27 protein-coding genes are annotated in these 24,574 nt (G+C 66.9%); 12 read left to right on the plus strand and 15 right to left on the minus strand.

Annotation, left to right across the window (positions count from 1 at the left end):
* A complete protein-coding gene (locus HMPREF2886_RS19705; protein ID WP_023436326.1) occupies nucleotides 1–519 on the minus strand; it encodes a sigma-70 family RNA polymerase sigma factor in 519 nt (172 codons plus the stop codon).
* Nucleotides 520–608: 89 nt separating this feature from the next.
* Nucleotides 609–1,523: a LysR family transcriptional regulator gene (locus tag HMPREF2886_RS19710; protein ID WP_003089777.1), complete on the minus strand. Its 915-nt coding sequence runs from the start codon at nucleotides 1,521–1,523 to the stop codon at nucleotides 609–611.
* Nucleotides 1,524–1,647: 124 nt separating this feature from the next.
* Here HMPREF2886_RS19710 and gtdA point away from each other — a divergent pair, with 124 nt between their 5' ends.
* From gtdA to HMPREF2886_RS19735, 5 genes are all read left to right on the plus strand, one after another.
* On the plus strand, nucleotides 1,648–2,709 hold the full coding sequence (gene gtdA / locus HMPREF2886_RS19715) for a gentisate 1,2-dioxygenase (RefSeq protein ID WP_070748147.1): 1,062 nt from the start codon (nucleotides 1,648–1,650) through the stop codon (nucleotides 2,707–2,709).
* A 12-nt stretch (nucleotides 2,710–2,721) separates the two neighbouring features.
* Nucleotides 2,722–3,420 carry a fumarylacetoacetate hydrolase family protein gene (locus tag HMPREF2886_RS19720; protein WP_003116882.1) on the plus strand — a complete coding sequence of 233 codons (699 nt, stop codon included), beginning with the start codon at nucleotides 2,722–2,724 and terminating at the stop codon, nucleotides 3,418–3,420.
* Between the two features lie 77 nt (nucleotides 3,421–3,497).
* Complete coding sequence (locus HMPREF2886_RS19725) at nucleotides 3,498–4,844, plus strand: MFS transporter (protein WP_070748149.1); 1,347 nt, start codon at nucleotides 3,498–3,500, stop codon at nucleotides 4,842–4,844.
* Between the two features lie 12 nt (nucleotides 4,845–4,856).
* Nucleotides 4,857–5,501 (plus strand): maleylacetoacetate isomerase, encoded by a 645-nt coding sequence (gene maiA, locus HMPREF2886_RS19730; protein ID WP_033978263.1) that lies wholly within the window; start codon nucleotides 4,857–4,859, stop codon nucleotides 5,499–5,501.
* A gap of 41 nt (nucleotides 5,502–5,542) precedes the next feature.
* On the plus strand, nucleotides 5,543–6,454 hold the full coding sequence (locus HMPREF2886_RS19735) for a SphA family protein (protein WP_058178262.1): 912 nt from the start codon (nucleotides 5,543–5,545) through the stop codon (nucleotides 6,452–6,454).
* Here the strand turns inward: HMPREF2886_RS19735 and HMPREF2886_RS19740 are convergent.
* The 4 genes from HMPREF2886_RS19740 to dsbD all read right to left on the minus strand — a co-directional run bounded on the left by HMPREF2886_RS19740 (nucleotide 6,436) and on the right by dsbD (nucleotide 11,209).
* Nucleotides 6,436–7,770, minus strand: coding sequence for a cytochrome P450 (locus HMPREF2886_RS19740; protein WP_033978261.1), 1,335 nt, complete (start codon nucleotides 7,768–7,770; stop codon nucleotides 6,436–6,438). The two genes, HMPREF2886_RS19735 and HMPREF2886_RS19740, sit on opposite strands and share 19 nt — an antisense overlap.
* Nucleotides 7,771–7,842: 72 nt before the next feature.
* Nucleotides 7,843–8,613 carry a thiol:disulfide interchange protein DsbG gene (dsbG, locus tag HMPREF2886_RS19745; RefSeq protein ID WP_033978260.1) on the minus strand — a complete coding sequence of 257 codons (771 nt, stop codon included), beginning with the start codon at nucleotides 8,611–8,613 and terminating at the stop codon, nucleotides 7,843–7,845.
* Complete coding sequence (locus tag HMPREF2886_RS19750; RefSeq protein WP_033978259.1) at nucleotides 8,610–9,446, minus strand: TlpA family protein disulfide reductase; 837 nt, start codon at nucleotides 9,444–9,446, stop codon at nucleotides 8,610–8,612. The genes dsbG and HMPREF2886_RS19750 overlap by 4 nt, the downstream gene beginning before the upstream one ends.
* Nucleotides 9,446–11,209, minus strand: a complete 1,764-nt coding sequence (gene dsbD / locus HMPREF2886_RS19755; RefSeq protein WP_070748151.1) for a protein-disulfide reductase DsbD — start codon at nucleotides 11,207–11,209, stop codon at nucleotides 9,446–9,448. The genes HMPREF2886_RS19750 and dsbD overlap by 1 nt, the downstream gene beginning before the upstream one ends.
* Nucleotides 11,210–11,371: 162 nt before the next feature.
* On the opposite strand from dsbD, the gene HMPREF2886_RS19760 reads away from it, so the two are divergent.
* A complete protein-coding gene (locus HMPREF2886_RS19760) occupies nucleotides 11,372–12,052 on the plus strand; it encodes a response regulator (protein WP_003103570.1) in 681 nt (226 codons plus the stop codon).
* Complete coding sequence (locus HMPREF2886_RS19765) at nucleotides 12,049–13,371, plus strand: ATP-binding protein (RefSeq protein ID WP_042170177.1); 1,323 nt, start codon at nucleotides 12,049–12,051, stop codon at nucleotides 13,369–13,371. The genes HMPREF2886_RS19760 and HMPREF2886_RS19765 overlap by 4 nt, the downstream gene beginning before the upstream one ends.
* 175 nt (nucleotides 13,372–13,546) lie before the next feature.
* On the opposite strand, the gene HMPREF2886_RS19770 is transcribed toward HMPREF2886_RS19765, so the two are convergent.
* From HMPREF2886_RS19770 to HMPREF2886_RS19785, 4 genes are all read right to left on the minus strand, one after another.
* Entirely contained in the window at nucleotides 13,547–14,422 is an 876-nt protein-coding gene (locus tag HMPREF2886_RS19770; RefSeq protein WP_079992259.1) for a c-type cytochrome, read from the minus strand.
* Nucleotides 14,419–15,072 (minus strand): c-type cytochrome, encoded by a 654-nt coding sequence (locus tag HMPREF2886_RS19775; protein WP_003103563.1) that lies wholly within the window; start codon nucleotides 15,070–15,072, stop codon nucleotides 14,419–14,421. The genes HMPREF2886_RS19770 and HMPREF2886_RS19775 overlap by 4 nt, the downstream gene beginning before the upstream one ends.
* A gap of 113 nt (nucleotides 15,073–15,185) precedes the next feature.
* Nucleotides 15,186–16,187, minus strand: coding sequence for an LLM class flavin-dependent oxidoreductase (locus HMPREF2886_RS19780; protein WP_039026580.1), 1,002 nt, complete (start codon nucleotides 16,185–16,187; stop codon nucleotides 15,186–15,188).
* 150 nt (nucleotides 16,188–16,337) lie between these two features.
* Nucleotides 16,338–16,952 (minus strand): TetR/AcrR family transcriptional regulator, encoded by a 615-nt coding sequence (locus HMPREF2886_RS19785; protein ID WP_031639309.1) that lies wholly within the window; start codon nucleotides 16,950–16,952, stop codon nucleotides 16,338–16,340.
* A gap of 187 nt (nucleotides 16,953–17,139) precedes the next feature.
* Here HMPREF2886_RS19785 and HMPREF2886_RS35205 point away from each other — a divergent pair, with 187 nt between their 5' ends.
* Complete coding sequence (locus HMPREF2886_RS35205) at nucleotides 17,140–17,259, plus strand: PA2485 family small membrane protein (protein WP_003089810.1); 120 nt, start codon at nucleotides 17,140–17,142, stop codon at nucleotides 17,257–17,259.
* A gap of 16 nt (nucleotides 17,260–17,275) precedes the next feature.
* Nucleotides 17,276–17,470: a type III secretion system co-regulatory protein PtrC gene (gene ptrC, locus HMPREF2886_RS19790; RefSeq protein WP_003089814.1), complete on the plus strand. Its 195-nt coding sequence runs from the start codon at nucleotides 17,276–17,278 to the stop codon at nucleotides 17,468–17,470.
* 25 nt (nucleotides 17,471–17,495) lie between these two features.
* On the opposite strand, the gene HMPREF2886_RS19795 is transcribed toward ptrC, so the two are convergent.
* Complete coding sequence (locus tag HMPREF2886_RS19795; protein WP_033978249.1) at nucleotides 17,496–17,768, minus strand: hypothetical protein; 273 nt, start codon at nucleotides 17,766–17,768, stop codon at nucleotides 17,496–17,498.
* A gap of 97 nt (nucleotides 17,769–17,865) precedes the next feature.
* On the opposite strand from HMPREF2886_RS19795, the gene HMPREF2886_RS19800 reads away from it, so the two are divergent.
* The 3 genes from HMPREF2886_RS19800 to HMPREF2886_RS19810 all read left to right on the plus strand — a co-directional run bounded on the left by HMPREF2886_RS19800 (nucleotide 17,866) and on the right by HMPREF2886_RS19810 (nucleotide 19,927).
* Nucleotides 17,866–18,630: an AraC family transcriptional regulator gene (locus HMPREF2886_RS19800; protein WP_042170182.1), complete on the plus strand. Its 765-nt coding sequence runs from the start codon at nucleotides 17,866–17,868 to the stop codon at nucleotides 18,628–18,630.
* Between the two features lie 26 nt (nucleotides 18,631–18,656).
* The gene (locus HMPREF2886_RS19805; RefSeq protein WP_019485210.1) at nucleotides 18,657–19,472 is read left to right on the plus strand and encodes an AraC family transcriptional regulator; all 816 of its coding nucleotides are present in this window, start codon (nucleotides 18,657–18,659) and stop codon (nucleotides 19,470–19,472) included.
* 80 nt (nucleotides 19,473–19,552) lie between these two features.
* Nucleotides 19,553–19,927 (plus strand): cupin domain-containing protein, encoded by a 375-nt coding sequence (locus HMPREF2886_RS19810; protein ID WP_039026582.1) that lies wholly within the window; start codon nucleotides 19,553–19,555, stop codon nucleotides 19,925–19,927.
* Between the two features lie 112 nt (nucleotides 19,928–20,039).
* Here HMPREF2886_RS19810 and HMPREF2886_RS34340 read toward each other — a convergent pair whose 3' ends face one another.
* From HMPREF2886_RS34340 to estP, 4 genes are all read right to left on the minus strand, one after another.
* Complete coding sequence (locus tag HMPREF2886_RS34340; RefSeq protein WP_033978243.1) at nucleotides 20,040–20,318, minus strand: hypothetical protein; 279 nt, start codon at nucleotides 20,316–20,318, stop codon at nucleotides 20,040–20,042.
* Nucleotides 20,319–20,410: 92 nt separating this feature from the next.
* A complete protein-coding gene (locus HMPREF2886_RS19815; RefSeq protein WP_312845000.1) occupies nucleotides 20,411–21,469 on the minus strand; it encodes a fimbrial protein in 1,059 nt (352 codons plus the stop codon).
* Between the two features lie 14 nt (nucleotides 21,470–21,483).
* Entirely contained in the window at nucleotides 21,484–22,203 is a 720-nt protein-coding gene (locus HMPREF2886_RS19820; RefSeq protein WP_070748280.1) for a fimbrial biogenesis chaperone, read from the minus strand.
* Between the two features lie 381 nt (nucleotides 22,204–22,584).
* Entirely contained in the window at nucleotides 22,585–24,495 is a 1,911-nt protein-coding gene (gene estP, locus HMPREF2886_RS19825) for an esterase EstP (RefSeq protein ID WP_070748153.1), read from the minus strand.
* Nucleotides 24,496–24,574 lie beyond the last annotated feature (79 nt).

Below are 24,574 nucleotides of genomic sequence, written 5' to 3' on the forward strand. Positions count from 1 at the left end.
TCATTCGCCGTAGCGCAGCAGGTAGCAGTGGTACAGCGCCTCGGCCACGTAGCGCTCGACGCTACGCTGGGAAACCCCCATGCGTTCGGCGATCTGCCGGTGGCTGAGGTCTTCGCACTGGGCCAGGAGGAAGGCGGTACGGACCTTGGGCTTGAGCCCGTCGAGCATCCGCGAGATCTCCTCCAGCAGCTCCAGTACCAGTTCCCGCGCCTCGGGCGACGGCGCCTGTGCCTCGGGCAGGTGGGCGATGCTTTCGAGGTAGGCGCGCTGCAGTTCCTCGCGACGCCAGTGGTCGATCACCAGGCCGCGGGCGATGGTCCGCAGGAACGCGCGCGGTATGCCGATCTCGCGCAGTTCGCGCTTGAGCAGGATGCGCAGGAAGGTGTCCTGGGCCAGGTCCGCCGCGTCCGCCGCGCAGCCCAGCTTGCCGCGCAGCCAGTTCTGCAACCAGCCATGGTGCTCGCTGTACAGCGCATGCATGGCGCGATGGTGGGCGCTGAGAAGGATCGGGGCGGACATGGGGAAAGCCGGGCCGGCACATGAATGATAATGAATCGCATTGTCGAGAAGCCGCGGCCTTTTTGCAATAGCACCCGCCGGCCGGCGCCCTACTCGGCCGCCGCGCCTTCGCGCAGGCAGGCCAGCAGGTCTTCGCTGGCGCGGTCGCGGTGCGGTTCGTCGCGCCAGCACATGCCCACCGCGCCCTCGCCGGGAATCTCCAGCGCCAGCCTGGCCACCAGGCCGAGCCCGGCAAGGTGCTCGACCACCCGCGCCGAGCCGATGGATAGCATGTCGCTGCCGCGCAACAATTCGATGTTGGCCAGCATCGACGATGACTCCAGGCGGTAGGCCGGCGGCTGCCGGCCGCCCTGGGTCAGGGCCATGTCGAGCTTGCTGCGGATCGGCGAGCCGGGCGGCCAGACGATCCAGTCGTAGCGCCGCACGTCTTCCCAGTCCAGCGCGGCGGCCTGGGCCAGCGGGTGACCGGGCCGCGCCATCACCACGATCGCCTCGCTGTAGAGCACCTCGCAGCGCAGGCTGGCGCGCGGCGCATAGTTGTCCAGGCGCCCCACCACCACATCGAGCTGGCGTTTCTCCAGCCGTTCGAGAAGGCCGTTCATGGTGCCTTCGAGCAGTTCCACCTGGGCCCCGGGGTAGCGTCCGAGGAACGCCCGCAATGCGCGCGGTACCAGGCTCGGCGCGGAGGCCGGCGACGTGCCGAGGAGCACCCGGCTGCCGCTGCCGCTGCGCATCGCCTCGAGGTTCTGCCGCGCCCGCTCCATCTCGGTGAGCACGCGCTGGGCGTGGTTGAACAGGGTCATGCCATAGGGCGTCGGGCGCAGGCCACGGGCGTGACGCTCGAACAGCGGCGCGCCGACGTCCTCCTCCAGTTCCTTGAGCCACTTCGACAGGCCCGGTTGGGTGGTGTGTGCGGCCCGGGCGGTGCCGCTGAGGTTGCCGGTCTCCATCAGGCTGACCAGCAATTGCAGGTGTTGCAGGCGCAGGCGGCGGGTCCAGTCCATCGCAAGCCATCCTCGAATACGTATAGGTCGATGTCTAAATATCATTATTCGGTTATGCCTTCACCTCGAATAATGGCTACCAGACCGAGGCGGCCCCGCCTCCTCCCGCCGGAGATTCATCGGTATGCATAACGACAATTCCACCGAGAAGCGCGCCGACTTCTATCGACGCATCCGCCAGCAGCACCTCACCCCGCTCTGGGAAGCCCTGCACAGCCTGGTCCCGGCGCGACCCGCCGGCGGCTGCCGGGCGGCGCTGTGGCGCTATCGCGAACTGCGCCCGTTCCTGCTCGAGGCAGGCGACCTGATCAGCGCCGAGGAAGCGGTGCGCCGCGTGCTGGTGCTGGAGAACCCGGACCTTCCCGGCCAGTCGGCGATCACCCCGAGCCTCTACGCCGGCCTGCAACTGATCCTGCCGGGCGAGATCGCCCCCAGCCACCGGCACACCCAGTCGGCCCTGCGCTTCGTCGTCGAGGGCTACGGCGCCTACACCTCGGTGGACGGCGAACGCACCCGCATGGAGCCGGGCGACTTCATCATCACCCCATCCTGGACCTGGCACGACCACGGCAACCGCGCCGTCGCGGAAGGTGGCGAGCCGGTGGTCTGGCTGGACGGCCTGGACATCCCGATGCTGCGTTTCTTCGGCGCCACCTTCGCCGAGAACCATGACGAACCGGTACAGCCGTTGCGACGAGGCGAAGGCGACAGCCTCGCCCGCTACGGCAGCAACATGCTGCCGCTGCGCCATCAGCCGTCGACACCGGCCTCGCCGTTGTTCAGCTACCCCTACGCGCGCAGCCGCGAGGCCCTCGAGCGCCTGGCGCGCCTCGAACGACCCGATCCCTGGGAAGGCCACAAGCTGCGCTACGTCAACCCGGCCACCGGCGGCTGGGCCATGCCGACCATCGCCACCTGCCTGCAACTGCTGCCGGCCGGCTTCCTCGGCCAGCCCGCGCGCAGCACCGACGCCAGCGTCTATTCGGTGGTGGAAGGCAGCGGCGTGGCGCAGATCGGCGGCCGGCGCTTCGCCTTCGAGGCCAAGGATCTGTTCGTCGTGCCCTCCTGGGCCGAGCTGCGCCTGGAAGCCGGCACCACCGACTGCGTGCTGTTCAGTTTCTCCGACCGCCCTGTGCAGCAGGCGCTCGGCATCCTCCGCGAATCCCGCGAAACCCTCGCCCACTGAAGGACCCGTCCCATGAGCCATCTCTTCGCGCCCGAAGCGCCCGTCAGCCTCACCATCCATGGCAGCGACCAGACCTTCCCGGTGCGGCGGGTCTACTGCGTCGGCCGCAACTACGCCGCCCACGCCCGGGAAATGGGCTTCGATCCCGAGCGCGAGCCGCCGTTCTTCTTCTGCAAGCCGGCCGACGCGGTGGTCCCGGTCGCCGCCGGCAGCACCCTGGAGCTGGCCTACCCGAGCCAGACCGGCAACTACCACTACGAGATCGAACTGGTGGCGGCGATCGGCAAGGGCGGCTGCGACATCCCCCTGGAGCAGGCCGAGGAACACGTCTGGGGCTACGCGGTGGGCCTGGACATGACCCGCCGCGACCTGCAGATGCGCATGCGCGAGATGGGCCGGCCCTGGGAGATCGGCAAGGCCTTCGACCGCTCGGCGCCGATCGGCCCGCTCTACCCTGCCAGCCAGGTCGGCCATCCGCGCCACGCCGCCATCAGCCTCCAGGTCGACGGCGAGGATCGCCAGCGCAGCGACATCGACCAGTTGATCTGGTCGGTGGCGGAAACCGTCAGCTACCTGTCGCGCTTCTTCGAGCTGCGCCCCGGCGACCTGGTCTTCACCGGCACCCCGGAAGGCGTCGGCGCGGTCGAGCGCGGCGAGCGGATGCTCGGCGCCATCGACGGCCTCGGCGAACTCAGCGTCCGCGTGGTCTGACCCACCGCCCGCGCACCGCGCGGGCCCACCCTGCCCTTCATCCGGGCCGTCGCCACGGCGACGGCCGAGGAACGCTCATGCCTACGCCCGACAAGAACAACAAGATCGACGTCCAGGCTTTCATCGATGCGCAGGCGGTTTCCGCCTTCCAGTTGCGAGTCCTGTCGCTGTGCTTCCTGATCGTCGCCATGGACGGATTCGACACCGCCGCCATCGGCTTCATCGCCCCGGCCCTGGCCCACGACTGGCAACTGAGCCCGGCGCAACTCAGCCCGATCCTCGGCGCCGCGCTGGCCGGCCTGGCTCTCGGCGCCTTCGCCGCCGGCCCGCTGGCCGACCGTTTCGGACGCAAGAGCGTGCTCCTGCTCTCGGTGCTGTTCTTCGGCGGCTGGAGCCTCGCCTCGGCCTACGCCGGCTCGGTGGAAACCCTGGCCCTGCTGCGCTTTCTCACCGGCCTCGGCCTGGGCGGGGCGATGCCCAACGCGATCACCCTGACCTCCGAATACTGCCCGCGCCGGCACCGTGCGCTGATGGTCACCGCGATGTTCTGCGGCTTCACCCTCGGCTCGGCGCTGGGCGGCCTGCTCGCCGCGCGGCTGGTCCCGGCGCTGGGCTGGGAAAGCGTGCTACTGCTCGGCGGCGGCCTACCCCTGGCGAGCCTGCCGCTGCTCTGGGCATGCCTGCCGGAGTCGGTGCGCTTCCTAGCCCGCCGCGCACCGGACGCGGCGCACCTGCGGCGCATCCTCGAACGCCTGGGGCGCCTGCCCGACGGCTGGGCCGGACGCCTCGAACTGCCCGCCGAGGAGTCCGACGGCACCTCGCCCCTGCGGCAGATCCTCGGCGCCGAGCTGCGCGGCGGCACCCTGCTGCTCTGGGCCACCTTTTTCATGGGCCTGCTGATCATCTACCTGCTGACCAACTGGCTGCCGACGCTGATCGGCGGCACCGGCTTCAGTCTCGGCGAGGCGGCGACGATCAGCGCCATGTTCCAGTTCGGCGGCACCCTCGGCGCACTCCTCCTGGGCAGCGCCATGGATCGCTTCGACGCGCATCGGGTGCTGAGCCTGGCCTACGTCGGCGGCGCCCTGTTCATCCTCGGCATCGCCAGCCTCTACCACAGCTTCGCCCTGCTGGCGCTGTGCGTCGCCGGCGTCGGTTTCTGCATCAGCGGCTCGCAGGTCGGCGCCAACGCCCTGGCCGCCGATTTCTATCCCACCCGCAGCCGCGCCACCGGGGTCAGTTGGGCCCTCGGCCTGGGCCGCATCGGCTCGATCGTCGGCTCCCTCAGCGGCGGCGCCCTGCTCGGCCTGGGCCTGGGCTTCAGCGGCATCCTCGCCTTGCTGGTGATCCCGGCGCTGCTCGCCGCCGTGGCCGTGCATCGCCTGGGCCGGCGCCGGGCCAGGCCTTCTTCCGCCACTCTCTGAACAGGACTTCCCATGCAGCTCTACAGCTTCTTCAACAGCTCCACGTCCTATCGGGTACGCATCGCATTGGCCCTGAAAGGCCTGGATTACCAGGTAGTGCCGGTCAACCTGCGGCAGGGCGAGCAACTGCGTCCGGCCGACCGCCAGCGCAACCCTATGGGCGCGCTGCCGACCCTGGTCGACGCCGACGGCCGTCGGTTCAGCCAGTCGCTGGCGATCATCGACTACCTCGACGCCGTGCAGCCCGAACCGCGCCTGATCCCTCTCGACCCGCTGCATCGCGCCCAGGCGCTGGAACTGGCCCTGCTGGTGGCCTGCGACATCCACCCGCTGAACAACGTGCGGGTGCTCAAGTACCTGACCCAGATCCTCGGCATAGACGCCGAGGACCGCCAGCGCTGGTACGCGCACTGGGTCGCCGAGGGCCTGGCGGCGGCGGAGACCCTGCTGACCCGTCACCGTCGCGGCGCCTTCTTCGCCGGCGCCGCAGCGGGCATCGTCGAGTGCTGCCTGGTGCCGCAACTGGCCAACGCCCGGCGCATGGGCTGTGACCTGGCGCCCTACCCGGCGTTGCTGGAACTGGAGGGGCGCTGCCTGGCGCTCGAAGCCTTCCAGCGCGCCAGCCCCGAGCGCCAGCCCGACTACCTGCCGGACTGACGCGCTGCCCCGTGGAAAACAACAACAAGAAGGACACGCCCATGACCACCCGCATCCGGGCCAGCCTGCTGGCCCTGCCCCTGCTGCTGCCCTCGTTCCAGGCTATCGCCGCGCTGCCGGGGATGAACCTCGGCCAGACCTCCTTCCTCGACGGCAAGGCCCTGCCCGGCACGCTGTTCCAGCAGTTCGTGAATATCTACGAGGCCGACGACTTCATGGACGCCAACGGTCACCGGCGCCCGCTCGGCAACCGCCTGCGCACCCTGCTCGCCACCAGCCACTTCGCCCACATCAGCCAGCACCAGCTATTCGGCGCCTACTACGGCGCGGAAATCCTCGTCCCGGTGCTGCTCGCCGATCCCGACTTCGAACCCCACGCCGGCAGCGCCAACGGCCTCGGCAACCTGATCGTCAGTCCGTTCATCCTGCAATGGCCGCAGACCGAGCTGTTCGGCCGGCCCTACTGGCAGCGCCTGAACCTCGCCTTCCAGTTACCCACCGGGCGCTACGACAGGCATCGGGCGATCAATCCCGGCAGCAACCACTGGAGCTTCAACCCGCACTACGCGCTGACCTGGGAATTCGCCGAAGGCTGGGAAGCCAGCGCTCGCCTGCAGTACCTGTTGCCGGGCAAGAATCGCGACCCGGCGCCGCCGTTGGCCGACGACTACCTGCAACCGGGCCAGGCGTTCCACGCCAACTACTCGGTATCGCTGGCGCTGGATGCGCATTGGCGGCTCGGGTTGTCCGGCTACAGCCTGCGACAGATCACCGACGAGCGGGCCGACGGCCACGACCGCCCGGACTCCCGCGAGCGGGTCGATGCCATCGGCCCAGCGCTGATGTTCGGCTGGGGCAAGTCGCGGCTGTTCCTCAACGCCTATCACGAATACGGCGCACGCAACCGCAGCGAGGGCAGCCGGCTGATCCTGCGCTACTCCCAGGTCTTCTGAGCGTCGCCTTCCGGGACGATCGGCAAGCGCTCCAGGGTGCGGAACACCGAGCTGCGCCGCCAGCGCAGGTCCGTCGGTTCCGAGGCCAGGGCGAAACGGCGACGCACCAGGCCGCGCAATGCGCATTGCAATTCGAGCCGGGCCAGGTACGCGCCCAGGCAGTAGTGCGGACCATGGGCGAACGCCACGTGCTGCTTGGCGTTCGCTCGCTGCAATTGCAGGCGGTCGGGGGCGGCGAACATCTCCGGGTCGCGGTTCGCCGCGAGGAAGCTCAGCCAGACCTTCTCTCCAGGCGCAATCCGTTGGCCGCCGATCTCCACCTCCTCCAGGGTGCAACGCACGCCACCGCGCACCGCGCCGTCGAAGCGCAGCAGTTCCTCCACCGCGTTCGCCGCCAGCTCCGGGCACCGCCGCAGCAGATCGAGCTGGTCGGGATGGGTGAGCAGCGCCAGCGTAGCGTTGCCGACCATGCTGATGGTGGTTTCGAACGCGGCCATGAACACCATGGCATAGGCCGCCACCAGGTCCTCGAGACCCAGTCCGGCGTCCAGCATCGCGGCGCCGTCGAGGATGCTCGGCGCGGCGCCGGGCGACCGCCGCGAAGAGCCATCGCTCCAGCCGCGCGCCTGGCGTTGCAGGTAGTCGCTGAAGGCGGCCGCGCTGCGGTTGATCTGCCCGGCATCGCCGTGGCTGGCGGCGAGATCGAGCCCGGCGGCCAGATCGCGGCCCCAGGGCAGCAGTTGCCCGGTATCTTCGCGGGGAAAGCCGAACAGCTCGGCGGCCACCCGGATCGTCAGCGGTTCGGCGAAATCCCTGAGCAGATCGGGCTCGCGGCGCTCCAGCAAGCTGTCGAGGAGCTCTTCCACCAGCGCCTCGATGCACGCTTCCCAGCGGCGCACGGCGTCGGGGCCGAAGGCCGGAGCGAACAGCCTGCGCAGGCGGGTGTGCCGCGGCGCGTCGTTGAACAGCATGAAGTTGTCGTAGAAGCGCGCCAGCGGTTGCAATTGCTGGTGGCCGAACCAGCTGGCGCCGCCCTGGCGGACGCCAGCGGCGCCAAGGCGAGCGGGGTCGGCGGAGAAACGGCGGTCGCGCAGGCACGCCGAGACATCGGCATAGCGACTGATCCACCAGATCGAGGCCTGGTCGCGGCAGACCGGCGCACGGGAGCGGATCAGCCGCAACAGCGGATAGGGATCGGCGACGAAGTCGGGATGGTAGGTGTGTATGTCGAAACCGTCGCTCCGCGGGGCGAGCGCCGGACGCTGAGCGTCATGGCGCGGCGGCGCGCTGCCTGCCTCGCTGAATGTGTCGTCCATGGCCCTCGCTCCGCTGGGTTGGCGTAACGCAGGGAGTATAGATGGCCGGCGGCTCGGCGCCGGCCCGGAGGATCAACGCGGACCGAGGATCTCCGCCAACTGGTCCGGCTGCGGCGCGCCCTGTTGCTGCTGCATGCGCCCCTCGGCATTGAGATAGAAGATCGCCGGGGTCGCCGCAGCGCCCATCGACTCCATCAGCTCCATGTTGCCGGCGAGCTGCTTGCGCACCGCCGCCGGAATCTTCGCCAGCGGCTTCAGGGTGCTGGCCTTGCCCGCCTGCTCATGGTCGTGCAGGGCCTTCTGCGGGTCCTTGCTGGCAAGCAACGCGGCGGACTTGGCTTCGCTGTCCTCGCGGATGATGCCGACCATGATATGCCGCAACTGCACCTTGCCGGCGTCCACCCAGGGTCGCGCCTGCTCCCAGAACATGGTGCAGTACGGACAGTTCGGGTCGCTGAACAGGTAGACCACGCGCGGCGCGTCGGCACGGCCGTCGGCGATCCAGGCGCTCTGCTCCATCTTCTGCCACATTTCCTTGGCCAGCGGCGCATACACCAGGCGCTCCAGCGGTTCGCGGCTGAGGTCCTTGCCCTGGGCGTCGAACAGGTGGCCGGTGAGCACGTGCTTGCCGTCGGGCGTCAGGTACAGCGCCATGCCCTGGTTCTGGTATTCGGCGGCGTAGCCGCGCAGGCCATCCGGAGCGTCGAAGCTGCCGAGGATGCGGGCGCCCTTCTCCTGGACCATGCGGATCGGCGCCGGCAGCTCCTCCGCCGCCGTGGCCGGGCCGGCGTTGAGGAGGGTCAGGCCCAGGCCAAGGGTGATCAGGTTGCGCGGCAGTCTCATTCGGAACTCCTGGTTGCGGGGGCGGCAGCGGCCGGCTCGAAGGCTTCGAGGTAGCGCGCCAGGCTGCCGCGGGACAGTTCGCCGAGATGGCTGCCCAACAGGCGGCCCTCGGCGGTGTAGAAAACGGTGGTGGGCAAGGCGACCGAGCCGACCTGCTGGCCAAGCTGCCCGCCGTTGTCGAACAGCAGGTTGTCCAGGCGCAGGTTCTCGCCCTGGAGGAAATGGCGCACGGTCTCGGCGCTCTCGCCCTGGTTGGCGAAGAGGAATACCACGTCGGGATTCTCCGCCTGTGCCTGTTGCAGCACCGGCATCTCGCGCCGACACGGCGGGCACCAGCTGGCCCAGAGGTTGATCACCAGCGGGCGGCCCCGGAAATCGGCCAGTTGCACCGACTCGCCGGCGGCGTTGCGCAGGCTCAGTTCGGGCAGGCGCGTACCGCGCTCGTAGATGCCCAGGCCCAGGCTGCCAAGCAGCCAGAGCGCCAGGCCGAGGCTGGCGCCGACACCCAGCGAGCGACGTAGCGCCGGTCGCCGCCAGGCCCAGAACAGCGCGCCGAGCACAGCGGCGAGCAGGCCTGGCCAGGCGAGGAAACCGCCATCGCGGATATCCAGCATCTGTGCGAAGTCGCCACGGTACTGCGGCCAGTAGCGCACCACGAAGGCCAGGCGCGCCACCAGCAGGCCGAGCAACAACAGGTTGAACAGCACCGGCTCGGCGTTGCGCCCGCCGCCGCGCGCCGCCAGCCAACCGCCGAGCAGCGCGGCGCCGAGGGCGAGGAACAGCAGCAGGTGTTGCAGCGAGACCACCAGCGGCCCCAGGGAAAAACTCAGCATCAGCCGCGCTCCCGGGTCGCCTGCCAATGGGCGAGGAAGCCGCCGGCGTCGACTTCGCCGGTCAACCGGCGCGCACGGCGCTCCTCGCCTTCCGGGCCGATCCAGATCAGGCTCGGCGGGCCGGGTACCTGGTAGCGGCGCAGCAGCTCGCGACTGGCGGCGTTGTCCGCGGTCACGTCGAGCCGCAGCAGGCGCACGCCCTGCAGGGTGGCGAGCACATCGGGCTTGGCGAACACCTGTTTCTCCATGATCCGGCAGGACACGCACCAGTCAGCGTAGTAGTCGAGCAGCACCCATTGTCCCTCGGCCTTGGCCGCAGCCAACTGACGGTCCAGCTCGGCCGGCTGGCTGACCGTGAGGAACGCCTCGTGCGCGCTGGCCGTCGGCGTAGCGCCCCGGTTCGCCGCCGCATACACCTGTAGCGGACGCCAGGGGTCGTCGGCCCCGGCCGCGGCGCCCAGCAGCATCGCCGCGCCCCAGAGCCCGAAGATGCAGCCCGCCGCGCCGAACAGCACCGCGTGCCGCGCCAGGCCTCGCGCCGTGTGCAGCGCGGCGTAGGCCAGGACCAGCAGCAACGCGCCGCCAAGGCCGATCCACAGCGCCTCGCCGAGCAGCGGACGCAGGAGTATCCAGGCGGTGCCGAGGAAAAGGAAGCCGAACACGCCCTTGACCAGGTTCATCCAGGGACCGGGCTTGGGCAGGAAGCGGCTGCCGACCGTCACCAGCAGCAACAGCGGCATGCCGATGCCGAGGCCCAGGCTGAATAGCACCAGGCCGCCATGCAGGGCATTGCCGGTCTGCGCGATATAGAGCAAGGCGCCGGCCAGCGGCGCGGTCATGCACGGTCCCACCAGCAGCCCGGACAACGCGCCGAGCGCAGCGGCGCCGGCCAGGCTGCCGCCCTTGCGGCCGCGACTGAGACCGTCGAGGCGGTCGCGCAGGGCCGCCGGCAGTTGCAGCTCGAAGAAGCCGAACATCGGCAGCGCGAGGAACACGAACAGCGCGGCGAAGCTGCCCAGCAGCCACGGCTGTTGCAGCCAGGCCTGCAGGTTGCCGCCAAGCAGCGCCGCGACCACCCCGAGTCCGGCGTAGACCAGCGCCATGCTCAGCACGTAGCTACCGGCCAGCAGCAGGCCGCGACGAGGGCCGGCGCCGCTGCCGACCACCAGCCCGGCGAGGATCGGCAGCATCGGCAGCGAACAGGGAGCGAACGCCAGCAGCAGGCCGAGGCCGAAGAACAGCAACAGGCTCCAGGCCAGGTTGCCGGCCTGCAGGCTACCGGCCAGGCCCTGGTCCTCGGCGACTTCGCCGCTCGTCCCGGCGGCTCCTGGGCCGGTACCGCCCAGGTCGAGCGCCTGGCTCTGCGGCGGATAGCACAGGCCGGCGTCGGCGCAGCCCTGCCAGCCCAGGCGCAGTTGTCCGGCGGCGGCCGCCGGCAGGGTCAGCTCCAGGCTCTGGCGATAGACCTGCGACTCGCCGAAGAACTCGTCGCTGTGGCTTTCGCCCGGCGGCAACTGCGGCTGCAAGGCCGGGTCGAGTCCGTCGAAACGCAGGCGCTTCTGGTACAGGTAGTAGCCCGGCGCGATCTGCCAGCGCAGTTGCACCTGGCCGTCGTCGAGGCGCTCCCAGGTGAAGCGGAAGGCTTTCTCCACCGGCAGGAAATCCGTCTGCGTCGCGCCACGCGGCGCGAACAGGTCATCGCCCGGTTGCGCCTGGGACAGGCCCGGCAGCAGGAGCATCAGGAGCAGGATCAACACACGCATGGATAACGCCTTCTACGATGAACTCGGCGGCAGCATGGCCAGCGACGATTAACAGGCCGTTAACGCGGCCATGGGAAAACCCCGGCGACGCGCCGGGCGGGGCATAATCCTGGCTTAATTCGCCCGCTTCAGACTCCTATCCCTTTAACCAGCGATACCGCCATGCATGTACTGCTCACCGAAGACGACGACCTGATCGCCAGCGGCATCGTCGCCGGCCTCAACGCCCAGGGCCTGACCGTGGACCGGGTGGCCAGCGCCGCCGATACCCAGGCGCTGCTCCAGGTCGCGCGCTTCGACGTGCTGGTCCTCGATCTCGGCCTGCCCGACGAGGACGGCCTGCGCCTGCTGCAACGCCTGCGCCAGCAGGGCGTCGACCTGCCGGTGCTGGTGCTGACCGCGCGCGACGCAGTGACCGACCGGGTCGCCGGGCTGCAGGCCGGCGCCGACGACTACCTGCTCAAGCCCTTCGACCTGCGCGAACTCGGCGCCCGCCTGCATACCTTGCAGCGGCGCTCCGCCGGGCGTTGCGTCAACGTCATCGAACACGGTCGCCTCAGCTACGATCCGAGCACCCGCGAAACCTGGCTCGACGGTCGCCCCGTGGAACTGTCGCGACGCGAGCAGGCGCTGTTGCAGGCATTGCTCAACAACCGCGGGCGGATCCTCAGCGGCGAGCAGCTCAAGGACAGCGTCTATGGCTTCGGCGACGAGGTCGAGAGCAACGCCCTCAACGTCCACATCCATCACCTGCGGCGCAAGCTCGGCAACGCCATCGTGCAGACCGTACGCGGCCTCGGCTACCGCCTCGGACCGGCGCGCGGCGACGGAGACGACGCATGAGCCTGCGCCTGCGCCTGACCCTGATCCTCGGCTCGGCCTTCATCCTGCTCTGGTCGCTGGCCGCAGCCTGGATGCTCTGCGACCTGCGCGGGCAGATGATGCGCTCCTTCGACCAGCGCCTGGCGGCCTCGGCGCGGATGGTTGCCGGCCTGCTCCAGCAGTTGCCGCAGCCGCAGCCGGCGGACGGGCAGACCACGCGCCTGAGCGCGGAGCAACTGGGGATTCCCAACGGCATGGCCTGCCAGGTCAGCTCATTGCGCGGCGAAGTCCTGGCGCAGAGCCATGCCACCCCGGAGCGGGCGCTGGACAGCACTGCCAGCGGCTTCCGCGACCAGGAAATCAACGGCGTGCTGTGGCGCAGCTTCACCGTGCAGGCCGGCGACCTGCGGGTCAGCACCGCCGACCGCCTGGAAGAGCGCGACGTGCTGCAACGCTCGGTGGTGGTGGCCGCCGCGGTGCCGGTGACGGTCGCCTTGCTCGGCAGCCTGGCCCTGCTCTGGCTTGGCGCTGGCCAGGGCCTGGCGCCGCTCAAGCGGATTCGCGACGCCCTCACCCGGCGCGGCGTCGACTCGCTGGAGCCACTGGAGCTGGCGGCCCTGCCGAGCGAACTGAAGCCGCTGGTGGAAACCCAGAACCAGCTGTTCCAGCGCATCGCCCAGGCCATCGAACGCGAGCGACGCCTGACCGGCGATGCCGCCCACGAGCTGCGCAGCCCGCTGACCGCGATCAAGACCCACCTGCAGGTCGCGCGCATGACCGAGGGCGCCACCGCCGAGCAGGCCCTGGCCCACGCCGAGGAAGGCGCCGACCGTCTGCACCGGACGCTGGACCAGTTGTTGCTGCTGGCGCGGGTGGAAGGCAGCCTGTCGTTCGACGACGGCGTGCAGTGCAGCGCCGAGGACGCCGCCCGGGTGGCCATGCACGACGCCGGTCACGGCGATGAGCGAATGTTCGAGCTGAAACTGGCCGACGGCTTGTCCGAGGCGCCGCTGGAAGTCCCCTCGGTGCTGGCCATCGCCGCGCTGCGCAACCTGCTGGACAACGCTCTGCGCCACACCGCCGCCGGCACCCGGGTGGAGCTGACGGTGGAAACCGCGCAAGGCTGCGCGCGCTTCCACGTCCGCGACCACGGTCCGGGCATCGCCGAAGCCGACCTGCCGCACCTCACCCGGCGTTTCTGGCGCCACGGCAAGAGCGGCGGCAGCGGGCTCGGCCTGGCCATCGTCCAGGCCATCGTGCAACGCTGCCAATGCCGGCTGGACTTCGACAGCCGCGCGGACGGCCTGCGGGTGACGCTGGAAATGCCGCTGCGCGAGTGATGCGCGGGCCCACCCGCCAACCGACTCCCGTAGGGCGAATAGCCGCCCGCGGCTATCCGCCGGACCGAGGCCCAGGCATCGGCGGATAACGCCGTTGGCGTTATCCGCCCTACCCACGCGCCGACCTGCTTCCGTCGGACCGGGTCTCCATCCTGCGGACGCCAGGCCACGAGGGTCAGATTCCCTGTCCCAGCAGCACGCCGTCGACCTTCTGTCCGTATAGGTTGACGCCGTCGTTGGCATGGAACTTCTGCCGCGTCTTCTCCACCGAACCGTCCACCAGGCGCGGGTCCTGCGGACGCTCGTGGCTGTTCATGAAGGCGGCGACGTCCCAGGCGTCGCGGTCGCTGAGGGTACCGGGCTTGCCCAGCGGCATGTTGTACTTGATGAAGGAGGCCGCGGTGTTGATGCGGTGCATGCCCGCGCCCCAGTTGAACGACTGCGCGCCCCACAGCGGTGGGAACACCGTCTGCCCCTGAGCCGTCTGGCCCTGGCCGTCGGCGCCGTGGCAGATCGCGCACTGCGCGGCATAGACCTTGGCGCCGCGCTCGATGCTGTAGCCGCCTTCCGGCGGGGCCACGTCCGGATAGCCGCGTCCGGGCAGGCTGACCCCGGTCGGCGCCTGGCTCGCCAGCCAATAGGCGTAGACGGTCAGGGCCTTGATCTCCGGGCTGTCGGCTGCCGGCACCTTGCCGTTCATGCTGAACTGGAAACAGCCCTGCAGGCGCTCGGCGAACGTATTGACCTTGTTGTTCTTGGCGCGGAACGCCGGATAGACCGGGTAGGCCGCCCACTGCGGCGCGGAGTTGGCCCGGCGGCCCTGGTCGAGATGGCAGTTGACGCAGTTGAGCTGGTTGCCGACCAGATGCGGCGCGTTCTTCCGGGTTTCCACGAATAACGCCTGGCCCTGGCGGACCATTTCGCCGAAGGCGTTGTCCGGGAGGCTGCTTTCAGCCGGCGGCTGGAACGGCTCCGAGGGGGCCGTTGCCGCGTGGACGGGGGCGACCAGCAGGCCGGCGACGGCCAGGGAAAGGATCGACGGCATGTTCATGGCTGGCCTCCTGCCTGACCGAGGGTGGCGAAGAACTGGCTGACGCTGCGGATCTCCTCTTCGCTGAGGGATTTGGCGATATGTCCCATCAGATCGTTCGGATCGTTGCGGCGAGTGCCAAGCTGCCAGGCGCGCAACTGGTTGCTCAGGTACATCTCGCCCTGCCCCTGCAACGGCGGGAAGGCCTCCCCCACGCCGCTGCCGGCCGGACCGTGGCAGGTCACGCACTCGGGAATGTTGCGCTCCCAGGCGCCACGCACAGCCAGGGTCTCGCCGGGGCTGCGCGGGGTGGCCACGCGCGACAGCGCCACCGGCTTGGGCGCCGGCATTGCGGCGAGGGTATTGGCGAGCGCCTGGATCTCGTCGTCGCCGAGAGCATCGGCTATGCCCTTCATCACTGGGTGCTCGCGACTGCCGCCCTGCTTGAGGTCGTGCAGTTGCTTGCTCAGGTAGGCGGCGGGAAGACCCGCCAGGCGCGGAAAGCCGGCGGCGGCCAGACCCATGCCATCGGCACCGTGGCAGGTGACGCAGGCCGCGGCGGCCGGGTTGGCGCCGCCCTGGGTGTAGAGTTTCTGGCCGTCGACGGCGGCCTGGGCCGTCGCCGCCAGCAAGGCGGTCAATGAAAACAGCAGTCGGTGTGCAACCGGCATGGCAGGGTTCCTCTCTGGCTTATTGTTTTTAGTTCTAAGTTTAGAACCAAAAAACCTAGCGCCGAAAGACCCTACCGCACGCAGGACTACATCATTTTCCTACAGACCCCGGATCACGCTCCTTTCAGCCCCGCGACGATTTCGCAAGAGCGCAACCGATGGGCGTGCTCGTAGAAGTCACTGGTGAAGATAAGCTCGTCGGCGCCGGTCTGCTCCAGGAGGATCTCCAGGCGCGCGCGAACCTTCTCCGGACCGCCGATCACCGCCAGGCCGAAGAAGCTGCCGACCGCATCCTGCTCGTGGGGCAGCCACAACGGCGCCATGCTTTCCACCGGCGGCTTCTGCTTCAGGCTCTCGCCACGGATCAGCGCCAGCACGCGCTGGAAGGCGGTAGTGGCGAGGAACTCGGCCTCTTCGTCGGTAGGTGCGGCGATCAGCGGCACGCCGATCATCGCGTAGGGTTTGTCGAGTACCGCCGAGGGCTGGAAGTTGCTGCGGTAGATGCGCAGCGCCTCGTGCAGGTAACGCGGTGCGAAATGCGAAGCGAAGGCATAGGGCAAGCCTTTCTGCGCCGCCAGGTGAGCGCTGAACAGGCTCGAACCGAGTAGCCAGATCGGCACCTTGGTACCCTCGCCCGGCACCGCCAGCAGGCTCTGCTGGGAACGGCGCGGGCCGAGCAGCATTTCCAGCTCGGCGACCTGCTCGGGGAAGTCGTCGCCGTTGCCCAGGCGGTCGCGACGCAAGGCGCGCATGGTCGCCTGGTCGGCACCCGGGGCGCGGCCAAGGCCGAGGTCGATGCGGCCCGGATAGAGCGTCTCCAGGGTGCCGAAGTTTTCCGCCACCACCAACGGCGCATGGTTCGGCAGCATCACCCCACCCGAGCCGACGCGGATCCGCGAGGTACCGCCGGCGATGTGACCGATCAGCAGCGCGGTGGCGGAACTGGCGATGCCATCCATGTTGTGGTGCTCGGCCAGCCAGAAACGGTTGAAGCCCAGGCGCTCCACATGGCGCGCCAGGTCCAGGGAGTTGTGCAGGGCTTCGGCCACGCTGCCGCCGGTGCGCACCGGCACCAGGTCGAGCATGGACAGGGGGATATCAGCAAGCGTTGTCATGAAGGCTCCAATCGGCAGCGGGCGATGGCCAGGACGCGAGACACGCGCGGAAGGACCCCGCCCGGGGTTTGGATCAATTCTATATCACGCGTTATAGTTTTTGCCCACGGAGAATCCATGGGCTTTTTCCAGCCAAGGAGCGCTGTGGCGTCAGGCGGCCTCGACCGCCAGCAGGGAATCCCAGGCCGCCATCGCGCAGCGGCCGATAGCCAGCAACTGCTGGCGGCTGGCGCCGTCGCGGGCCTGGATCGACAGGCCCTGGAGCACGCTGCTGTAGAAACTGGTGAGCGCATCGAGATCGGCTCCGGCCGGCACGTCGCCGTCGGCCACGCCTCGTGCGAAACGCTCGCGCAGCAGGCGCGCGGCGCGACGCCGGTGATCGCGCAGGTAGTCTTCGACGCCTTTGTTGGCCGGCGAGAAATTGGTCGTGCTGAGGTCGACCAGGCAACCGCGCGGCTTGCCTTCCGTGGTGTAGCTGACGGCGGCGCTTTCCAGCAGCGCGGCGATTGATTCGCGCGCCGTCGGCAGGGCGAAGGCACCCTTGGAAAGCTGGCATTCCTGGCTCAGGTAGAGTTCCACCGCCGAACGGAACAGCGCCTCCTTGGAACCATAGGCGGCATACATGCTCGGCGCGCAGATACCGCCCATGGCCTCCTTCAGCGCGGTCATGGTCGCGCCTTCGTAGCCGGCCTCCCAGAACACGTCGAGCGCCCGGCGCAATGCCTGTTCACGATCGAAGCCGCAGGGGCGTCCACGCTTGGCCATGGGAATTCCTGAGAAAAAAACACGTCATATGGTAACACCGGCGAACAGTCGCAAGGCTGGAGGGGGTCGCTTGATCCATCACCGCGCTCGATATACACCATGCAGGCTTTTTACTTCTGCCGGTTCTCCCGCTGGGCAAACATGCTCTCCAAGGGCAGACGCCCACCCTTCCTCAGGAGAACCGATCATGTCCAGCTTCAGCGCCCTCGCCAGCTACTTCGCCGCTTCCGCGTTCTACAGCAATGCAGTGACCCCTACTCGCCCGGTTCAGGCCAGCGCGCCCGCGCCGACCAGCGAGAAGAAATGAGCCCAAGGAGGCATCCATGCTCTCAGCCCGCTCCCGCAAGGCCCCGACCTATGGCGTCACCTATGTGAGCCTCGAGGATTGCACCCTGCACTTCGAGACCGAGTACATCATCGAGCGCCGCGACGGCAGCCTCGCGCACATGCCGATGCGCACGCCGGTCAGTGAGCGCGAAGCCCTGCAACGCCTGATCGAAAGCTGCATCGACGACTGATACCTCCAATGCCCGTGTGCCGCTCTCAGGAGCGGCCAGCGGCGTTTTCCCAATCCGCCACCAGCGTCCGCAGTCGCGCGTCGCGCAGTTCGAAGAGTTCCAGCAGCCCCAGTGCCCGGATCGCCGGCAGCAGGGCGCGCAGGTCTTCTTCAGCCTGCCGCCGTTGCGCCGCGGGCAGTTTTTCCTCAAGCAGCAGCCGGGCGTTGGCGATGAACGCACCGACGCTGCCCTTGCGTATCTCCACGCCGCCCAGGCGGATGCGGTCCTGTCGGTCGGGAAGGATGTCTTCGGCTTTCATGGCGTGCTCCAGGCAAGAATGATGAGCCGCCAGGCTACATCCGCAGTCGAATGGCCTATTATCCATCCCGAGCCAATCATCGTCGCTTTTCCGCCAAATGCTTCCGGAACCCCTGCCCCTCCCGCTCTTCGCTCTGCGCATAGACCGCGCAGCCAGCCGCACGGCCTCCCACCGCCATGCCTGCGGCCAGCTCTACTGCCTGGAGCGCGGCCTTCTGGTGGTCGAGGACGAGCATGGCCGCCAGGCCCTGCCACCGCGCCAGATCGCCTGGATCCCACCGGGTCACCCACACTCGGCGCACTCCCACGGCAGCCTGGCGGGCTGGAGCGCCTACCTCGCCACCGAACATTGCCGCGACCTGCCCCGGCACCCCGGCGTGCTCGCCTGCTCGGCTTTCGTGGCGCTGATCGTCGAACGCGCCACCCGCTGGCCGGCGGGCTCCGCCTGGAGCACCGAACGCGATAACCTGCTGCGCGTGCTGCTGGACGAACTGCGCCACGCCGTGCCCCAGCGGACCCGTCTGCCCTATCCTGGGGATTCGCGCCTGCGCAGGATCGCCGAGGCATTGCTGGCCAACCCCGGCGATCCGCGGCCGGCGGCCGAATGGGCGCGCTGGGCGGGCCTCAGCAGCCGTAGCCTGAGCCGGCTGTTCGGCGCCGAGACCGGCATGAGCTTCGCGCAATGGCGACAACTGGCGCGACTGCATGCGGCCGTCGAACGGCTGGCAGCGGGCCAGGCGGTCGGCGAGGTCGCCTGGTCGCTCGGCTACGAAAGCCCGAGCAGCTTCGCCAGTGCCTTCCGCGCAGTATTCGGCGAGACGCCGTCCGGCTATTCCAGTCGCGCCAACGAAGCGCTAGCCTGAACCTTCCGCGCCACGAGCCTTTCCCCATGAGCCACGCCAATACGCCCCGCGACTGGGTTCGACGCGCCCCGCAACACGGTGCGGTGGAACGCATCGAGGCTTACTTCGCCGGCCACGGCTACGATCCGCATCGCCACGACACCTATGCCATTGGCCAGACCCTGGCCGGGGTGCAGAGCTTCCGTTATCGCCGCAGCCAGCGCCACAGCCTGCCGGGCGGCTGCCTGGTGCTGCATCCCGACGAGCTGCACGATGGCGAGGCCGGCAGCCAGGAAGGGTTCCGCTACCGGATGCTCTACGTCGAGCCGGCGCTGATCCAGCAGGCCCTCGGCGGCCGGCCGCTGCCGTTCGTGCGCGGGGGCTTGTCCGACGACCCGCGCCTGATAGCTGCCAGCCGAGCCCTGCTACAGGCCATGGATACCCCGCTGGAGCCGCTGGAAGAACAGGACGCCCTGTTCGAACTGGCCCACGCCCTCGACGCCGTGGCCGGCAACCGGGCGCGCGGCAGGCGCCACTTCGACTTCGTCGCCGCCGAGCGCGCCCGGCAGTACATTCACGCGCACCTGGAGCGCCCGCTGAGCCTCGACGAACTGGCGCAGGTCGCCCAGCGCGAACGCTGGAGCCTGTCGCGCGATTTCCGCGCGCTGTTCGGCACCAGCCCCTACCGCTACCTGATCCAGCGCCGGCTGGACATCGCCCGCCGGCTGATGCTCGGCGGCCAGACGCTGGCCGAAGCCGCGCTTGCCGCCGGTTTCGCCGACCAGAGCCACATGACCCGCCATTTCGGCCAGAGCTACGGCCTGCCGCCGGCACGCTGGCTGCGTATGCTCGGCCGCGCCTAGCCAGGTTGCACGATCATCCAAGACCGCCCGCTCCGTAGCCGCCTACCCTGGCGCCAGAGACCAACCACCGGAGCGCACCGATGTCCACCAGCACAACACAAGCGATCAACTTCGCCGCCAAGCTCGCCCTGTTCGACGACCGCTGGCAACCCAGGGTGATCGCCCAGATGAACGACTACCAGTTCAAGCTGGTGAAGATCGAAGGCGACTTCGTCTGGCATAGCCACGCCGACACCGACGAGACCTTCATCGTCCTCGCCGGTCGCCTGCGCATCGATTTTCGCGACGGCGCAGTGCACCTGGGCCCCGGCGAGATGTATGTGGTGCGGCGCGGCGTGGAGCACAAGCCGTTCGCCGAGGGCGAGGTGCGCATGCTCCTGGTGGAGCCCTGCGGCGTGCGCAACACCGGCGACCAGGGCGGCGAACGCACAGCCGCCAACGACCTGTGGATTTGAGTTCGCAGCGGCCTGGCCGCCAGGACGCACCTGCCTCGGACAGCCCTGATAAAAAAAGCCCGCCTCTGCAAAAGCAGAGGCGGGCCGGATACTTGAAGAATACGGACGTGGATCAGTTGAAAGATCGGTTCCTGATATTGATGCCGATACCGTTGCCGCCCTTGCCGTTTTTGCCTGCCGAACCGCCGATACCGATGCCCACGCCCCCACCGTTCTGGCTGATGATACCGTTGAAATCCATACCGGGTTTCGCCTGGACACCGCCGATAGTGAGCCCGCCACCCGCAACCCGCTCCAATTCACGCTTATCGATAGCCTGCATAATCACACCTTTGAAAAACAGCCAGTAAATTCCTTGGATAAAAGGGATCTTCGATTTCTTCCATGCCATCTCGTAGTCATGATCCCTTGCTATCTAGGCTGGCATGAAAGAACAGGAGCGAAAAGTCAGAGAAGTCCGATATCAACAGTCATTTTACTGTCTTACTTATAATAAACATCGACAGTGGCTGCGGCATTGAACTTCCCAAGCGTGGGCTGGCTCGTCAGCCAGCGTAATTGGGCAAGAAAGTTCTTGACCACAACTTGATCAGGAGACGGCGCCACCAGCACGAACTCCCGGTCGAACACCAGGGGGCGTTGGCTGTCTTGCTGGTCCAGCAGGCGGATGCCCACCGAAGGATTGTCATTCGGCACGAGGGTGTCCGCATTGCTCACCGAGGCATTGACGGCGGAGAGACGGGCATTGAGACCGTAGACACTGTTGCAGGTCTTGTTGGCGGTAATGCTGAAGGGCCTTTCGACAATTGTCTTGCCCATCTCCGCCGCCTCGGAAGCGACGGCGCCAAAGTTCACGGTCTTGGGTGAAATACTCAAGGTCGACGAGCAGGCGACATAGCGCAGCTTGTCCAGACCGGTTACGTTCATGCGGAAGTTGTATCCTTGAACAACGTTCATCCCCCCGACTCCATCGAACTGGAAAGCACCGTAGGGCCCGCTCACTCCGGTCAGGCTACCCTCCCTCCCGGGCTTCGGGCCGCTCTTCTTGGAGACGAAGAAACCAACGGTCAGAGATTTAGTTACAGCATTCTCCGCACAGGTCCTTTCGCTTCCACCACATGCGGGAATGTAGAAGAAATCCAGGCGCTTCCGGCAGCGTCCGTCGAAGACCTCCATCTGGTTGTCGCAGTAGTAGTCCGTCCCATTGATCCTTACGCCCAGCTCCAGGTCTCCACCCAACATGGCGTTGCCAGGATCAGAAGGCGTCAAGTAGATATAGACGTACTGCCCCGCCCAAGGTCGATCCTGCCAGCAAGACACCTCGAAGGCCTCATCCGGTGACCGCCAAAGTACCGTATTCTTTGGCAAGACAGTGGGTACGGCAACGGTCGTGGAGATATTGCTCACATCCGTAACATATCCGGACAAGTAAGGAGGATAATCGATCTTGCGCGCGTCCTTGAGGCAGGCTAGAGCAAAACCCTTCTGGGAAAGGGCCAGCAACATGCCCATGACTATCAATCTGCTTATCGACTTGATCATGACCTTAGACTTCCTTAGTTTGGTACAGCACCGCTTCGCGCTCCGCTGCGCAGCGTGGTGCGGAAGGGCCGCTGGTTTCCGGCATCGCTAACGACCGCATAATTCAACTTGGAAATAACGCTGCAGTCCGGAAGCCGAACGGGGGTGGCGGAGTATGGCGGGAGCATCACATGGTCCAGCGGTTTCCCGCAGTCCTGTCCACGCTCTCCATATGCCTGGATGTCGCTCAGCGTGAGGTAGTAGGGAGCGGCATTCACCGCCTGCAGACGCTCGCCTGCGGAGTCGAGCTCCCAGGACAGCGCGCTCATCGCCTGCTCGTGGGTACTCTTGAGCGCTGGTCGGTAGAACAGCTTGAAATGGTGCTGGAGAGCGACCTGCATGACGTTCTCTACTTGCGGCTTCGTGGGTACGTCCAACACGCTGAGCAGAAAGTAGGACTCCCGGTCCAGGGGCAGACCTTGTCCCTGATAGAGGATTTCCACAGTAGTTCTGGCGTTCGGGGAGATCCGGAGCAGGGGCTTCGAAACCACCATCGGCAATTCCCGTTCGGAAGCGCCATCCCCCCATTCGAGGGCTATTCTGGCCAGGGCGGCCTGCCCCTCTTCGTTTACCAGAGTAACGCTCAGTCGCTGCCCCGTCATGACAAAACGATTCTTTCCATCGAATGAGATGTCCGCGAAAGCTGACAGGGGTGCTACCCAACCCCAACTCAGAAAAGCGGCCAACACATACATCCTTGAAAAGAAGCCCATCTGGAAATGCCAATTGAAAAATAGAAATCGAGTCTCTATTTTACATGTTGCCAGTACGCATCTCTCAAGAAACCTCCCCTTGAGATGTATGAAATTTCCCAAACCCTGAAGTTATAATTTGAAATAAACTGGCCATCCGGCTTCTCAAAAAATGAATGGCCCGGAGGGGCCACAACACTTTTGAACGAGTCACCTGCGTGCCTTGGAACACTGGCCGTAGCGCCTGGCGCCCTCGGCAAGGCACGCTCGGTTGTGCGAAAGCGCGTACCGATAGGCCGGTTCATCCGGGCTCTTGGAAGAACGGGTTACGCGCCTCCGGCTTTCCAGGCAGCCCGGGATGAACAACCTACCGAGGGATCACATCTAGAGATCGATACTGATTCCGATATCGATGCCCTGCTGGGTGAAACTATCGTCTTTACGAATGTTGTAATTGGCGCGCAGAACCAACTCCTGAGCGAGCTTGTGACTGATGCCAAGGTTCAGGCGATTCAGATTGCTCTGCGGGGCGTAGCCCTCCAGTGTGAAGGGGTTATCCGGCACGCTGTTCAAGGCCATGCCCAGTCGCTGCGTATCGTCCTTGTATTCCTTCTCATGAGCAATCTCGCCGAACACTTGAGTTTGCCATGTAATCCGGTATTTACCCTGCAGGCCGGCGCCCAATCGGCGAGAGATGCGCTTCTGGTCTCCAAAAGCCAGCGCGGTGGAGTCGCTGCCATCCTCGGCGTAATCATTCACCTTGACTCGCGCGAAGTCGGCACTCAAGAACGGCGATAGATGCCATGGGCTGCCGGCATACTGCGCAATGTCATAGCCAAGGCGGGTAGTGAAGGCCAGGACGTCGCCGCTGGTGTCACCCTTTTCCCGGCGTTCGCCGATGCCCAGACTGAATCTACGTTCGAGACTCTCGTAATCCAGACGTCCGCCTGTGGCCGCCGCATCAGCCCACCAACGATCTTGCTGGTACTGGGCGAAGACAGAGCCCAGGTAGGTATTGAGCTTGTAGTTCGAGTCGTTGTCGCCAGCCTCGAGTTTCTGCCGGCCGGCGCCAGTCAATACCCCGACCCGCCAGGACTCCGAGAGCCGATAGCTGCCCCCCAGATTCAGGTTGAAGTCATTGCCGTCGGCGCTGCTCCCGCTGCGCTGGCTATCGTAATCCTGATGTTGGCCGCTTGCGGCGACGATGGCCCGCCATTGCCCAAGCGCCTGCCAGTTTCCCCAGTCAGCCTGCCACTGGTTACGCAACTCGTTCTGATGCGCAAGCAGGGAACCATGAGCCATTTCCGGCAACAGGGTTATTTCCCAGGGAGCCGCCAGCAGGGAATGAGCGTAGTCGGCGATCAACCGTTGCCCGGCTTCGGTTGGGTGAACCATATCGTTGTAGATCAGCTTGGTCGGATCTGGAGTGGCGCTGTGAATACCATACCGGGCGTTTTCAGTGCAGCCTTTGCCGCTGAAGCAGGTCGTCATCAGATTCTGGTCGGTGGCCAGGCCGAACTGAGCCGGATTGGCGAAGCCTTCCTTCAGCAGAGCGGGAACGTTGAGGGGAATGACTTCGGCATCGACAGTCCTCAACTGCCGAAGCAATTCATCGTTGAATCGACTGCTGAGCTGAGAGATGAACGGCTGCAGGGAGGTGCCATTGAGCAACGGGGTCAAGCCCAGATCCGGCAGCATCCAGACCATGATGTAACGTGCGCCGGCCTGCTGCAGGGCGCGTACGCTGTCCACCAGGCGGCCAGCCGCAGCATCGGCCTGCTCGAGGCTGGTCGCGCCACCCTGATAGAAATCGTTGGCGCCACCCGTCAGGTAGTACAGGGCATTCGGATCGGCGCGAAAGTCATTGCCTACCAGATAGCCGGGGCGGCTACGGCCTCCGACGGAGGAGACGGAGGTAATCGAGTCGAGTATCTGGTCGGTCCGATAACCACCCACCGCCCAATTGTTGCCGTCAGGCAACCCTTCGGCAGCACGTGCCGCCGAAGTCGAACCGGCGAGCTGGTCGGCCGAGAATCCAAGTCTTGCGCCCAGCAGCTGCGGAGCGACGGCGGCATACTCCTCTCCGCTGCCATCCAGATAGGTTGGCCCCGTGCGATTGGTTGCACGGTACGACGACCCCGCGGGACCACCAGGGTCCGCAACCTGTCCGGAGGCGCTGAGACTGTCGCCGAAGACTATGAAATTGGAGTAAGGCCTGGGGGCTGCCATCGCTTGAGCGCAAGACAAAGACACAAGGCCGAGGGCAAGGGGTACGAACAGACTGGTTTTGATCATGAACAGGCTCGTTCTAATTATTATCGGAGAGAGCGGCGTAAGAGGAACAAGATATCCGGCCACTGACCATGTAGCCGAC

Source organism: Pseudomonas sp. HMSC066A08 (assembly GCF_001813025.1).
Taxonomy (GTDB): Bacteria; Pseudomonadota; Gammaproteobacteria; order Pseudomonadales; family Pseudomonadaceae; genus Pseudomonas; species Pseudomonas aeruginosa.